Genomic DNA, 13,237 nt, shown 5'->3' with positions numbered 1-13,237 from the left:
GCAATGCCGGCCCATCCGCGGCTGTCCGTACACAATGTCACGTTCTACGGTGCCGAGTTGGCCGAGCTGGAGACCCACTGGGCGGCGCTGGGCGTATCCCGGCTCAGCGTCCTGGACAGCCAAATACTCGACCCCGAATTTCCAAAGCTGCTGCAGCGCAACGACTATTCCGTCGAGGCGATCTATCATCTGTTCGCCGGCGGCCGCTTGACGTCCGACCCGCGGGCCGCGCAGGATGCGCTGGCGCCGGTGATCGACGCCGCGGCCGGCGTCGGGGCGCGAACGATCTACCTGCTCACCGGGGGCCGGGATACGCTCACGTGGAACCGGGCCGCCGACCGGTTCCGCACGATGATCGCCCCCTGCGTCACGCACGCACAGCAGGCCGGTGTGGCGTTGGCCGTCGAGAACGCCTCCAGCCTGTATGCCGACCTGCATCTGGCCCATACCCTGCGCGATACCGTTACGCTGGCCGAGATGAGTGGACTGGGCGTCTGCATCGACGTGTTTCACTGCTGGGCTGAGGGCGATTTCGACGCGATGGTGCAGCGGGCCCTGCCGCGAACCGAGCTCATCCAGCTCAGCGACTATGTACTCGGCGATCGTGCGCTACCGGGCCGGGCGGTCCCCGGCGACGGCGCGATCCCGATCGAAGGATTCGTCGCCAACGCGCTGGCGAACGGCTACTCGAACGGGTTCGACCTGGAACTGATCGGACCGCGAATCGAGCAGGAAGGCCGTCTCGCATCCGCCCGCCGCGCCTGCGCCGTGGTCGGGGCAATGTTAAGCAGATTGGGTTCCTGACAATGGCTTTCGGCGACGGTGTGGACGACGCGGCGCTGCGCTCGGCGTGGGTTGAGTTCTGCGCGCAGCTGGCGCGAGCAGGCGAGCAGGTCTTCAAAGACGCCAACGCCACGTCGGGGGCGCACCGGGTGGACGCGTTCCGCTTCCTGACGCAGAACCTGGGCCAGGCCTTCGACCTGTCGCTCGAGACCCGCGACACCGGCTACCCGGTGCTGCACGCGTTCTGTGGTCCAACCCGCAAGCTCGGCGGCGACTGTGCCGATTTCACCTACCAGCAGGCGTGGATCGACGGACACTCGACCTACCGGTTACACGGAAATCGCGGAACTGCACCGTTTTTCAACGTCACCGTGCAGGGTGAGCGGCTCCCCGGGCCCGGCGTGCTGCACGAGCCGTTCGGTGACACGCCCGAGTCCAACCTGTTCGGTCGTCAACTCCAGGTCGGGGACAACGGTGAATTCGAGATCTACATCGGTGGGCCCGAGCGCGGCCCCAACTGGCTACCCACCACCGGGCAATCGCGAAAGCTGTTCATCCGCCAGGGATTCGACGCCTGGGATGAGCTGCCCGCCCAGCTGCGGATCGAACGGGTCGACATGGCCGACCCCAAACCGCTGCCCAGCCCTCGGGCCATGATCGAGGCGATGGAATGGGCCGGCGAATTCGTCACCGGTCTGATGTCGGACTGGCCCGAGTTCCCGTTCACCTATGGCGGCGTCGACGCCGAGCATCCCAACGTGTTTCCCGCCCTCACCAAAGCCGGCACACCTGAAGCGGACGGCAAGCGCGGCCGCGCCGCCGCCAACATGTACTGGGAGCTCGCGCCCGACGAGGCGCTGATCGTCGAATTCGACGCCCACGACGGACTGTGGATGTTCACCAACATGGGCGTCTTCTTCAACAGCATGGACTACCTCTACCGCCCGGTGAGCTACACCCCGAGTCGCACCGCAATCGATGGCGACGGACGCATCCGACTGGTCATGGCGCATCGTGATCCGAATGTCCACAACTGGCTGGACACCCAGGGCTTCGAGCGCGGGAACCTGACCTATCGCCACATGCTCGAGGGCGAGCCCGCCGTGCTGGAGACCAGAGTCGTCAAACACGAAAACATCGCGCGCGTGCTCCCGCCGGACACCGCGACCGTGGGCATCGCGCAGCGCAGCGCCGCGATGTGGGAGCGATTCCACGGCATTCGGCGCCGTTACTTCCTCTAATCTCAAAGATCGTGACCGAGATCTCCGAAGACGAACTGGCCGGGCTGTCCGAATTCTCGCTGCTGTCCGAGAACGCCGAGCAGGCCGGCGTCAGCGGTCCGCTGCCGGACGTGGAACGGATCGAGGCCGACACGCCGAACGGCTCCATCAGCGCGCTGCGCTGGGGCGGCACTGCGCCACGGATCGTCTTTCTGCACGGTGGCGGACAGAACGCCCACACCTGGGACACCGTCATCGTCGGGCTCGGGGTGCCGGCGCTGGCGGTCGACCTGCCCGGCCACGGCCATTCCGGCTGGCGCGAAGACGGCGACTACTCGCCGCAGCACAACGCCGATGCCGTGGCGCCGGTACTGCGCGACTTCGCACCCGATGCCGAACTGATCGTGGGCATGTCGCTGGGCGGGCTGACGGGGATCCGGGTCGGCGCGATCGCGCCAGAACTGGTGCGCGAACTCGTTCTCGTCGACGTCACCCCGTCGGCATTGCACCGCTACGCCGAGCTGACCACCGAGCAGCAGGGCACCGTCGCCCTGGTACAGGGCGAGCGCGAGTTCCCCAGCTTCCAGGCCATGCTCGACCTGACGATCGCCGCGGCACCACACCGCGAGGTCAAGGCACTGCGCCGCGGTGTCTTCCACAATTCCCGACGCCTCGACAACGGGAACTGGGCGTGGCGCTACGACACCATTCGCAAAGTTCCCGACTTCGGTGATCTATGGAACGACGTCGACGCGCTGACCGCACCCGTCACCCTGGTGCGCGGCGGCTCATCACCCTTCGTCACCGACGAGGACGCGGCCGAACTCGCCAACCGCGCAACGCATTTCCGTCAGGCTCACGTTGTCGAAAACTCCGGACATTCCGTGCAAAGCGATCAGCCCCGCGCACTGATCGAACTGTTGACCGGGGTCCTCCACGCACACTGAGAGGCTGCGACTCCTACGGTGGTCGTATGACCCATCCCGTTCGCATCGGTGTACAACTGCAGCCGCAGCACGCGCCCGAATACCGCCACATCCGCGACGCCGTGCGGCGCTGCGAGGACATGGGTGTCGACGTCGCATTCACCTGGGACCACTTCTTCCCGCTCTACGGTGATCCCGACGGCGCGCATTTCGAATGCTGGACGGTGCTGGCGGCCTGGGCCGAGCAAACGTCACGCATCGAATTCGGCGCGCTGGTGACGTGCAACTCGTATCGCAATCCGGAGCTGCTGGCCGACATGGCGCGCACCGTCGACCACATTTCCGAGGGCCGGTTGATCCTGGGTATCGGATCCGGTTGGAAGGAAAAGGACTACGACGAGTACGGCTACGAATTCGGTACCGCGGCCAGCCGCCTCGACGACCTGGCCGCAGCCTTCCCCCGGATCACGTCGCGGCTGGCCAAACTCAATCCCGCGCCCACCCGCGACATCCCGATACTGATCGGCGGCAAGGGTCCGCGAAAGACCCTGCGACTGGTTGCCAAGTATGCCGACATCTGGCACGGCTTCACCACGGTCGACACCTACCCGGCGGCCGCGGCCGTGCTGGAAGAGCATTGCGCCGCGGTAGGCCGCGACCCGGCCACGATCGAGCGGTCGGCCGGCGTGGAGGACAACAGCGGCGTGCGCCGCGGCGAAGGGGTCGACGGGTTGATCGCCAACGCCGAGGGGCTTACCGCGTTGGGGGTCACGCTGCTGACGGTCGGCGTCAACGGTCCCGATTACGACCTTGCCGCGGCCGAGGCATTGTGCCGCTGGCGCGACGCGCGTTAGTTGGGGTTCGCCTCCAATTCATCCGCCAAACACCTTTATGAATGCGCAAATACATGAGAAGCTTTCCACCGCTGATCGCTGGTGCGGAACTGCAACAGACTTGAAAGAGACTCATGCCGAAGAAATATGGGGTCAAAGAAAAGGATCAGGTTGTCAACCACATCCTGAACCTGGTGCTGACGGGCAAGCTGCGCAGCGGCGACCGCGTCGACCGCAACGAGATCGCGCTCGGCTTGGGAGTCAGTCGCGTGCCGATTCAAGAGGCCCTGATCCAGCTCGAGCACGATGGCGTCGTTTCGACCCGCTATCACCGGGGTGCGTTCGTCGAGCGATTCGACGAATCCACCGTCCTCGAGCATCACGAGCTTGACGGCATGCTCAACGGCATCGCCTCAGCTCGAGCTGCGAGCAACCCGACGCCGCGGATCCTGGGCGAGCTCGATGCGCTGATGCGCGCGATGCGCATCGCGAAAGACTCCCGGGTCTTTTCCGAACTCACCGCGGAGTACCGGCGCGCCGTCAACGACGAATACGCCGGGCCGCGACTACACGCCACTATCCGGGCCTCGCAAGACCTCATCCCGCACGCGTTCTGGTTGAGCTACCACAACAATCGCGACGACGTACTGCCCTACTACGAGGACGAAACGGCCGCGATCCGCCGCCGTGATCCGGACGCCGCGCGGGCGGCATGCGTCGGCCGCGCCTACCTGATGGCGCAAACCATGCTGGCCGAACTGTTCCGGCGCAGGGTTTTCGCCGCACCCGACGACGTTCGCCGGGTTGTTTCGGCGCCGCTTTCGGTTCTGCCGAAGACGGAGGCGGTCTGCGCCGAGCCGTCGATGGCACTCTAAAATCGACTCTCGCCGCGACGAGTTGCCGCCCGGTCGATACGGTGGCGGTGATGAACTCGTGCGAAGGCCCGCGCGCGAAGCGCGGAGCCAAGCTGTTCGGACTAACCGCGACAATTTTGATCGTGGTCGGCCTGGTGCTGGCCGGACCCGCGTTCGCCGACCGAAACCAGTGCGCGCCGGGCGGACCCGAGAGCGCGTCCGCCTTACCGAAAGACCTGACCACCATCGGCGGCGTCGGACGCGACGACGACCACACGACCGCCTCCGTGGAACCGCTCAGCGAGATCAACGTCAATTCGCTGGGCCTGAATTCACCCGGCGTTCTCAACGTCGGCACGTTGTCGGATGCCCCGCCCTCGGTCTGTGTTGACGCCAACGGCACCTTTAGCGGATTCGACAATCAGCTGCTGGCAGCGATGGCCAAAAAGCTGGGCCTGCAAGTCCGTTTCGCCAGCACCGATTTCTCCGCACTGCTGGCCGAAGTGGCGTCGCGGCGCTTCGACGTGGGCTCGTCATCGGTGAAAGCCACCGCCGCCCGGCGGCGCACTGTCGGGTTTACCAACGGCTACGACTTCGGCTACTACGCGCTGATCGTGCCCCCCGGATCGCCGATCAAAAGCTTCAGTGATCTCGCCGCGGGGCAACGAATCGGCGTCGTCCAGGGCACCGTCGAGGAGTCGTACGTCGTCGACAACCTGCACCTGCAGCCGGTGAAGTACCCCGGCTTCGCCACTGTGTACGCCAGTCTCAAGACCCGCCAAATCGATGCCTGGGTAGCGCCGGCAGCGCTGGCCGCCAACGTGATGCACCCCGGCGATCCGGCAGTGGTCGTGGCCAACGAATTCAGCCCCGGCGACTTCGTCGCGTACCCGGTTGCCAACGACAACCCGGCGCTGATCTCCGCGCTGAACTCCGCGCTCGACGCCGTCATCGCCGACGGCACGTGGTCGAAGCTCTACTCGGAATGGGTTCCGCGCCCTTTGCCACCTGGCTGGAAACCCGGATCCCGCGCTGCCCCGGCTCCGCACCTGCCGGACTTCGCCGCGATAGCGGCAAGCAACCACCACAAGTCGATGCACCCGCCAGCCCCGAAATCCGTACTGGCGCAACTGCGCGACCAGTTCCTGGACTGGGATCTGTACAAACAAGCGGTTCCCGCTTTGCTTATGACGGGGCTGCCCAACACGTTGATCCTGACTAACAGCGCGCTGGCGATCGGGCTGGTGCTCGGCATGGTGCTGGCCATGGCGGGCATGTCGAACTCATGGTGGCTGCGCTGGCCGGCACGGATCTATACCGATATCTTCCGCGGTCTTCCCGAAGTGGTAATCATCTTGATCATCGGGATGGGGATCGGACCGCTCGTGGGTGGGCTGACGAACAACAACCCGTATCCGTTGGGTATCGCCGCGCTGGGATTGATGGCGGCCGCCTACATCGGCGAGATTTTGCGCTCAGGAATCCAGAGCGTCGACTCCGGCCAGCTGGAGGCCGCGCGGGCACTGGGATTCAGCTATCCGGCCGCGATGCGGCTGGTCGTGGTGCCGCAAGGCGTCCGGCGGGTGTTGCCCGCGCTGGTCAATCAGGCCATCGCGTTGCTGAAGGGCTCGGCGCTGGTGTACTTCCTGGGTCTGGTGGCACAGGAGCGAGAGCTGTTTCAAGTGGGCCGCGACCTCAATGCGCAGACCGGCAACTTGTCGCCGTTGGTGGCCGCTGGCCTCTTCTATTTGTTATTGACTGTTCCGTTAACGCATTTGGTGAATTACATCGACGCGCGGCTGCGCCGCGGCGGCTCCAGCGGCGAGTCAGAAGAGTCCGCCGCCATGGTCAGCTCCACCCTCGGCCCAGGAATGACATGACCGACGCCACCGCAGGCCACGCCTCAGTCTCGTTGGAAGCCAGGGACATTCACAAGACCCTCGGCGGCAACAAGGTTCTGCGCGGCGTCAGCTTCGAAGCCCCCGCGGGCAACACGGTGGCTGTCGTGGGACCGTCGGGTTCGGGTAAGTCGACTCTGCTGCGCGCGCTTAATCGACTCTACGAACCCGACGAGGGCGACATCCTGCTCGACGGACGCTCGGTGCTGCACGACGATCCCGACGAACTGCGTCAGCGCATCGGCATGGTGTTCCAGCATTACAACCTGTTCCCGCATCTGAGCATTCTCAAGAACGTGGCGCTGGGCCCGCGCAAGTTACGCGGGCTGTCCGCGGACGAGGCCAAGGAACTCGCGTTGACTCAGCTGGAGCGAGTTGGCCTGAAGCACAAGGCCGGTGCCCGCCCCGGCATGCTGTCCGGGGGACAACAGCAACGGGTTGCGATCGCCCGGGCATTGGCCATGGGGCCGCAGGTGATGTTCTTCGACGAGGCGACGTCCGCGCTTGATCCGGAGATGGTCAAGGGGGCCTTGCAGCTCATCGCCGACCTCGGCGCCGGCGGTATGACGATGATTGTAGTCACGCACGAAATGGATTTCGCCCGGTCGGCGTCAGACATTGTGGTGTTCATGGATCGCGGCAAGGTGGTGGAATCCGGGCCACCAGAGCAGATATTCGAAGCGGCTAAGACCGAAAGACTGCAGCGATTCCTGTCCCAAGTGCTTTGACGGGCTAAAAATAGTCGCCGTAGCTACCTTGTACGACCCCCATATCGGGCTAGACTGCCGACTTATGGCGGACAGCGACTCCACCGCGGCCGAGGTGACCGAGCTTGCGGAAGGCTTGCACCGCGCGCTGTCCAAACTGTTTTCGATACTGCGCCGCGGCGACCCCAGTGGTGTGGTGGCGGGCGATTTGACCTTGGCGCAGCTGTCGATCCTGGTGACCTTGCTCGATCAAGGCCCGATCCGGATGACGGATCTGGCCGCACACGAACGGGTACGGACGCCCACCACGACAGTGGCGATCCGCCGGCTGGAGAAGATCGGATTGGTGAAGCGCTCGCGCGACCCGTCCGACCTGCGGGCCGTGCTGGTCGACATCACGCCGCGCGGCCGGGCCGTTCACGCCGAGTCGCTCGCTAATCGGCACGCGGCCCTGGCCGCGCTGCTCAGCCAGCTCAACGAATCCGATCTGAACATGCTGACCAAGGCGCTGGCACCGCTGGAGCGCCTGGCCTCGGGTGAGCCGACGTCGGGTCCTGCCGGCGGAGAGCCTCCCGCACGCAAACGCGCCTGAAAGTACCTGTTCTCCAACGGCATTGGCGCCTTCCGTAGACTAAGCTGCATGCCAACTGCACTCATTACTGGCGCCGGCGGAGGTATCGGTTCGGCCATCGCCACCGCGCTGGCCCCGACGCATACGTTGCTGCTGGCCGGCCGGCCCTCCACCCGGCTCGACGCCGTCGCGGAGCGGCTGGGCGCCACGACCTTCCCGCTGGACTTGACCGACATCGATGAGATCGCGGCCGCATGCGAAATCGTGGATGCGCTCGACGTGCTGGTGCACAACGCGGGGGTGTCCGTCCCGGGCCGGGTCGCCGAGTCGCATGTCGACGAATGGCGCGCCACCTTCAGCGTGAATGTCTTTGGGGCGGTGGCTCTTACGCTGGAGCTGTTGCCTGCCCTGCGCAGTGCTCGTGGCCAGGTGGTGTTCATCAACTCCGGAGCGGGACGCGCGGTTTCACCAGGTATGGCGTCCTATTCGGCCAGCAAGTTCGCATTACGCGCGTTCGCCGACTCGCTGCGCATCGATGAACCAGACCTGCGGGTCACCACGATATTTCCCGGCCGCACCGACACCGAGATGCAACGCGAACTGGTCGCGTTCGAGGGCGGTGAGTACGACGCCGATAAATTCTTGCAGCCCGAAACCGTCGCCGCCGCCGTCGCTCAAACGGTGGCCACGCCACGCGACGGCCACGTCCATGAGGTGGTGCTGCGGCCGGGCCGACGGTAATCGGCGTCAGACGACCAGGTTGACCAACCGGCCGGCGACCACGATCACCTTGCGGGGGGTGGCACCGGCCAAGAACGCCTGGACCTTTTCATCCCCCAGTGCGGCGGCTTTCAGAGTGGCGTCATCGGCGTTGGCGGCCACCACCACCCGTCCGCGCACTTTGCCGTTGACCTGTACCGGGTACTCGACGGTGTCGTCCACCAGGTAAGCCGGGTCGGCTTCCGGGAAGGGGCCGTGCGCCAGCGACGTGGTGTGCCCCAGCCGCGACCACAACTCCTCGGCCAAGTGCGGGGCCAGCGGTGCCAGCATCAGCACCAGCGGTTCGACCGCAGCGCGGGGCACCGCGCCGCGGTGCTCCTTGGTGAGGTGATTGGTGTACTCGATCAGCTTGGCCGCGGCCGTGTTATTCCGCAGGGCCGCATAGTCTTCCGCGACACCCTCGATGGTCCGATGCAGCGCGCGCAGGGTCTCGGTGTTCAGCTGCTGTTCGTCGGCCACCCGGGATTCGCCGGTGTTCTCGTCGACCACCAACCGCCAGACCCGCTGCAAGAAACGGTGCGCACCGATCACGTCCTTGGTCGCCCACGGCCGGGAAGCCTCCAGCGGGCCCATCGACATCTCATACACCCGCAGCGTGTCAGCACCATACTCGTCACAGATGGTGTCCGGTGAGATCGAATTCTTCAGGCTCTTGCCGATTTTGCCGAATTCCTGAAAGACCTCGATCTCGCCGTCCGGCCCCGGGTAAAAGAACTTGTTGTCCCGCTCGATCACCTCGTCGGCCGCGACGTATGAGCCGCGCGAATCGGTGTAGGCAAACGCTTGTATGTAACCCTGATTGACCAACCGGCGGTATGGCTCTCGCGAACTGACGTGACCCAGGTCGTAGAGGACCTTATGCCAGAACCTGGCGTAAAGCAGGTGCAGCACCGCATGCTCTGCTCCCCCGACATACAAGTCGACGCCGCCGGGGTCCTGCGCGCCGTGCTCGGCCGGCCGCGGACCCATCCAATACGCCTCATTCTCCTTGGCGCAGAACCGTTCTGAGTTATGCGGATCGGTGTAGCGCAACTCGTACCAGGAACTGCCGGCCCACTGCGGCATCACATTGGTGTCGCGACTGTAAGGCTTGAGACCGTCGCCCAAGTCGAGCTCGACGTGCACCCAGTCGGTGGCTTTGCCCAGCGGCGGAGACGGCTCGCTGTCGGCGTCGTCGGGGTCGAACAGCACCGGCGAATAGTCCGGGATGTCGGGCAGCTCCACCGGAAGCGCGGCCTCGTTCAGCGCGTGCGGGCGTCCCTCGTCGTCGTACACGATGGGGAACGGTTCGCCCCAATACCGCTGTCGGGCGAAAAGCCAGTCCCGCAACTTGAATTCGATTCGCGCCCGGCCGCGACCCTCGGACTCCAGCCGGGCGGTGATGGCTTCCTTGGCCGCCGCGACATCCATTCCGTCGAGGTAGCCGGAATTCACCAGCTCGCCGTCGCCCGCATATGCCGATTCTGAAATATCGCCACCGGCAATGACTTCCACGATCGGCAGGCGGAATGCGCTGGCAAAATCCCAGTCCCGTTGATCGTGGCCCGGCACCGCCATGATGGCCCCGGTGCCGTAGCCCACCAGTACGTAGTCGGCGATGAACACCGGCACCGGCTTCCCGTTGGCCGGATTGGTCGCAAAGCTGCCCAGGAAGACGCCGGTCTTCTCCTTGCTCTCCTGGCGCTCGAGGTCCGACTTCGCGGCGATCGCACGGCGGTAGGCTGCGACGGCTTCCGCGGGCGTGGCGGCGCCGTACGTCCAGCCGGGGTCCACGCCGTCCGGCCAGGCGGCGGCGACGAGTTCGTCCACCAGGTCGTGCTCAGGAGCCAGCACCAGATAGGTTGCGCCGAACAAGGTGTCGGGCCGCGTGGTGAACACATCGATGTCGACGTCGGAACCCTTGCGGTCGCCATTGAGAATGGTCGCCGCGAACAATGCCTCCGCGCCGGTGGAACGGCCGATCCAGTTGCGCTGCATGGACTTGACCTGATCGGGCCAGTCCAGCACTTCCAGGTCGTCGAGCAGGCGGTCTGAGTACGCGGTAATCCGCATCATCCACTGCCGCAACCGTTTCCGGAACACCGGGAAGTTGCCGCGGTCGCTGCGGCCGTCGGAGGTGACCTCTTCGTTGGCCAGCACCGTACCCAGGCCGGGGCACCAGTTCACCATCGAGTCGGCCCGGTACACCAGCCGGTAGCTGTCGATCACGTCGGCACGCTCCCCCGCCGACAAGGTCGCCCAGTCCCGGCCGTCGTCGAGACGACGCGCACCGGAATCGAATTCGGCGATCAGCTCGGCGATCGGACGGGCCTTGGCGACCGCGGTGTCGAACCACGCGTTGTAGATCTGCAAGAAGATCCATTGCGTCCACTTGTAGAACTCGACGTCGGTGGTCGAAAAGGATCGCCGACTGTCGTGCCCGAGGCCCAACCGGCCCAGCTGCCGGCGGAAGTTGACGATGTTGGCCTCGGTTCTGGTGCGCGGATGGGTACCGGTTTGCACCGCATATTGCTCAGCGGGCAGCCCAAACGCATCAAAACCTAAGGCGTGCAGGACATTACGGCCGATCATCCGGAAATAGCGTGCGTAGACGTCGGTGGCGATGTAGCCCAAGGGGTGTCCGACGTGCAGCCCGTCCCCTGACGGATAGGGGAACATGTCCTGCACGAACAATTTGTCGTCGGGCACCGGGGTGCCGTCGGTCGGCGCCAGCGACCCCACCGGGTTGGGCACATTGAATGTCCCGAGCCGCGTCCAGTTGTCCTGCCAGGTGCCCTCAATACTGCCGGCCAGCTCCGCGGTGTAACGGAATGGCGGCGCGTCGGACTCCGTCTGGGCACCCGCGGGGATGCTCGGCGACGAGGTGGTCGGCGGTTGGGTCACGTGAACAGCGTATAAGGACCGACTTGCCGGGCCCGCCGGCCACAGGTTGATAAAGGTTGCGTTGCGCACAGATCAGAGGTTCATCCCAGCTCTATTTCGGCCCTGTCCAGCGCCTTTGACCTCTGGTTACAGTCGGCCTCTATACGACGGATGCCGGTAGACCGGCCATTCGGAAGGACCGACAGAGATGACGCAGATCGCCGCCCCCTGGCGCGTAGTCGCAGGCGGTTTTGCCGCCGGTGTGATCGGGTTCGCCCTGTTCTCAGGTGCGACGGCTTCGGCCGATCCTCTGGTGCCTGTTCCCCCGGGACCCATCGTGCCGGTGCCGGCGAACCAGTACTACCCGCCGGCACCTGCTCCCGGCACGGCTAACAGCAACCGGTTCGTCCCCACCCCGCCGTCGGCGAACCCGTTCGCGCCGCCGAGCCTGGCCTCCGCGCCCATGGCACCTAACAGCATCGCGGCTCCGGCCGCGACGCCTAACGCCGCCGCGGTCGCGCCGGCCCAGCCGGCCATCGCGCCGGCGTCCTCCGGGACGCTGCGCGACTACTTCCAATCCAAGGGCGTCAAGCTCGAGCCGCAAAAGCCGCAGGGTTTCAAGGCGCTCGACATCACGCTGCCGGTGCCTCCGCGCTGGACCCAGGTACCCGACCCCAATGTGCCCGACGCATTCGCGGTGATCGCCGACCGGCAGGGCAGCAGCGTCTACACATCAAACGCCCAAGTCGTGGTCTACAAGCTGGTCGGTAACTTCGATCCCCGAGAAGCCATCTCGCACGGCTACGTCGACAGCCAGAAGCTGCTGGCCTGGCAGTCGACCAACGCCTCGATGGCCGACTTCGACGGGTTCCCGTCGTCGGTGATCGAAGGCACCTACCGCGAGGGCGATATGACGCTGAACACCTCGCGCCGTCACGTTCTCGCCACCTCGGGCCACGACACCTACCTGGTGTCGCTGTCGGTGACCACCGACCGGGCCGTCGCGGTCGGTGACGCGCCCGCCACCGACGCGATCATCAACGGATTCAGGGTGGCCGCGCCCGGGTCCGCCGCACCTGCCCCCGCCGCCCCGACTGCCGCGCCCGTTGCGCTTCCGGCGCAGGCGGCCGCCGTTCCGGCGCAAGCCCCCGCCGCCGCTCCCGCGCAAGCCCCGGTCGCCGTTCCCGCACAGGCTCCGGTCGCCGTTCCCGCGCAAGCTCCGGTCCAGGCTCCCATTGGTGTGCCGGCCCGGCTTCCCGCACAGCTGGCGGCGCCCAACCTGGCACCCTCCCCGCAGCCCGCGCCCAATCTGTTGTCCCTCGTACCCGGGCTTCCGCCGCTGCCGAACTTCAGCAACCTCGGCTCGCGCTAATTCGGCGCCGACACAAGGGTTGTGGAGCCCGGCGCGCGGATCGGTGACCGGCCTCGTATTGTGAGGCAATGCTGATCGCTGGGGTGGTGTGCGTGTGTGCGGCGGTAGCTTCCGCCGGGTTCGGAGCGTGGTCGCTGTCTCACAACCACGCCGTCGACGGCACGCAACTGGCATTGCGCGCCATGGCGCCGACGCAGTTGGCGGCCGCGGTGATGCTGACCGCCGGCGGTGTGGTGGCACTGGCCGCCTCGGCGCACACCGCGTTCGTGGTGCTGATCGTCTGCGTGGCCGGCGCCCTCGGCACGCTGGCCGCCGGCTCGTGGCAGAGCGCGCGCTTCGCGCTGCGCCAGGAGGCCACCGCACCCAGCTGCGCCGGCGAGTGCAGCTTCTGCACACAGTCCTGCCACTGACGAAATGCCCCGACGATAGGC

At 65.9% G+C, this 13,237-nt stretch carries 12 protein-coding genes; 11 read left to right on the top strand and 1 reads right to left on the bottom strand.

Translation table 11 applies throughout. The features are described 5' to 3' along the window. Positions 1-3 precede the first annotated feature (3 nt). From AAHS21_RS09870 to AAHS21_RS09830, 9 genes are all read left to right on the top strand, one after another. Positions 4-804, top strand: a complete 801-nt coding sequence (locus tag AAHS21_RS09870; protein WP_342927516.1) for a TIM barrel protein — start codon at positions 4-6, stop codon at positions 802-804. Positions 805-806: 2 nt separating this feature from the next. Continuing rightward, complete coding sequence (locus AAHS21_RS09865; RefSeq protein WP_342927473.1) at positions 807-2,024, top strand: DUF1214 domain-containing protein; 1,218 nt, start codon at positions 807-809, stop codon at positions 2,022-2,024. A gap of 11 nt (positions 2,025-2,035) precedes the next feature. After that, complete coding sequence (locus tag AAHS21_RS09860) at positions 2,036-2,950, top strand: alpha/beta hydrolase (RefSeq protein ID WP_342927472.1); 915 nt, start codon at positions 2,036-2,038, stop codon at positions 2,948-2,950. Positions 2,951-2,976: 26 nt separating this feature from the next. After that, a complete protein-coding gene (locus AAHS21_RS09855) occupies positions 2,977-3,783 on the top strand; it encodes an LLM class F420-dependent oxidoreductase (protein ID WP_342927471.1) in 807 nt (268 codons plus the stop codon). A gap of 113 nt (positions 3,784-3,896) precedes the next feature. Next, positions 3,897-4,637 (top strand): GntR family transcriptional regulator, encoded by a 741-nt coding sequence (locus tag AAHS21_RS09850; RefSeq protein ID WP_342927470.1) that lies wholly within the window; start codon positions 3,897-3,899, stop codon positions 4,635-4,637. A gap of 50 nt (positions 4,638-4,687) precedes the next feature. Further along, on the top strand, positions 4,688-6,496 hold the full coding sequence (locus AAHS21_RS09845) for an ABC transporter substrate-binding protein/permease (protein ID WP_342927469.1): 1,809 nt from the start codon (positions 4,688-4,690) through the stop codon (positions 6,494-6,496). After that, positions 6,493-7,242 (top strand): amino acid ABC transporter ATP-binding protein, encoded by a 750-nt coding sequence (locus AAHS21_RS09840; protein WP_342927468.1) that lies wholly within the window; start codon positions 6,493-6,495, stop codon positions 7,240-7,242. Before AAHS21_RS09845 ends, AAHS21_RS09840 begins: the two co-directional genes overlap by 4 nt. 64 nt (positions 7,243-7,306) lie before the next feature. Then, the gene (locus AAHS21_RS09835) at positions 7,307-7,813 is read left to right on the top strand and encodes a MarR family transcriptional regulator (RefSeq protein ID WP_096290746.1); all 507 of its coding nucleotides are present in this window, start codon (positions 7,307-7,309) and stop codon (positions 7,811-7,813) included. Between the two features lie 48 nt (positions 7,814-7,861). Next, positions 7,862-8,533, top strand: coding sequence for an SDR family oxidoreductase (locus AAHS21_RS09830; RefSeq protein ID WP_342927467.1), 672 nt, complete (start codon positions 7,862-7,864; stop codon positions 8,531-8,533). A gap of 6 nt (positions 8,534-8,539) precedes the next feature. Here AAHS21_RS09830 and leuS read toward each other — a convergent pair whose 3' ends face one another. Continuing rightward, positions 8,540-11,455, bottom strand: a complete 2,916-nt coding sequence (gene leuS, locus AAHS21_RS09825) for a leucine--tRNA ligase (RefSeq protein WP_342927466.1) — start codon at positions 11,453-11,455, stop codon at positions 8,540-8,542. Positions 11,456-11,642: 187 nt separating this feature from the next. On the opposite strand from leuS, the gene AAHS21_RS09820 reads away from it, so the two are divergent. Both AAHS21_RS09820 and AAHS21_RS09815 read left to right on the top strand, forming a co-directional pair. Then, positions 11,643-12,806, top strand: coding sequence for an LpqN/LpqT family lipoprotein (locus tag AAHS21_RS09820; RefSeq protein ID WP_342927465.1), 1,164 nt, complete (start codon positions 11,643-11,645; stop codon positions 12,804-12,806). A gap of 68 nt (positions 12,807-12,874) precedes the next feature. Beyond that, positions 12,875-13,216: a hypothetical protein gene (locus tag AAHS21_RS09815; protein WP_342927464.1), complete on the top strand. Its 342-nt coding sequence runs from the start codon at positions 12,875-12,877 to the stop codon at positions 13,214-13,216. The last annotated feature ends 21 nt before the right edge of the window (positions 13,217-13,237 follow it).

Origin of the sequence: Mycobacterium sp. 050272 (assembly GCF_039023525.1) — a bacterium.
GTDB lineage: Bacteria > Actinomycetota > Actinomycetes > Mycobacteriales > Mycobacteriaceae > Mycobacterium.
This window is presented reverse-complemented; position numbering and strand designations above follow the sequence as displayed.

Coding starts and splice junctions, on each gene's coding strand:
- AAHS21_RS09870 (WP_342927516.1), top strand. CDS start 4: ATGCCGGCCCATCCGCGGCTGTCCGTACACAATGTCACGTTCTACGGT.
- AAHS21_RS09865 (WP_342927473.1), top strand. CDS start 807: ATGGCTTTCGGCGACGGTGTGGACGACGCGGCGCTGCGCTCGGCGTGG.
- AAHS21_RS09855 (WP_342927471.1), top strand. CDS start 2,977: ATGACCCATCCCGTTCGCATCGGTGTACAACTGCAGCCGCAGCACGCG.
- AAHS21_RS09850 (WP_342927470.1), top strand. CDS start 3,897: ATGCCGAAGAAATATGGGGTCAAAGAAAAGGATCAGGTTGTCAACCAC.
- AAHS21_RS09845 (WP_342927469.1), top strand. CDS start 4,688: ATGAACTCGTGCGAAGGCCCGCGCGCGAAGCGCGGAGCCAAGCTGTTC.
- AAHS21_RS09840 (WP_342927468.1), top strand. CDS start 6,493: ATGACCGACGCCACCGCAGGCCACGCCTCAGTCTCGTTGGAAGCCAGG.
- AAHS21_RS09835 (WP_096290746.1), top strand. CDS start 7,307: ATGGCGGACAGCGACTCCACCGCGGCCGAGGTGACCGAGCTTGCGGAA.
- AAHS21_RS09830 (WP_342927467.1), top strand. CDS start 7,862: ATGCCAACTGCACTCATTACTGGCGCCGGCGGAGGTATCGGTTCGGCC.
- AAHS21_RS09820 (WP_342927465.1), top strand. CDS start 11,643: ATGACGCAGATCGCCGCCCCCTGGCGCGTAGTCGCAGGCGGTTTTGCC.
- AAHS21_RS09815 (WP_342927464.1), top strand. CDS start 12,875: ATGCTGATCGCTGGGGTGGTGTGCGTGTGTGCGGCGGTAGCTTCCGCC.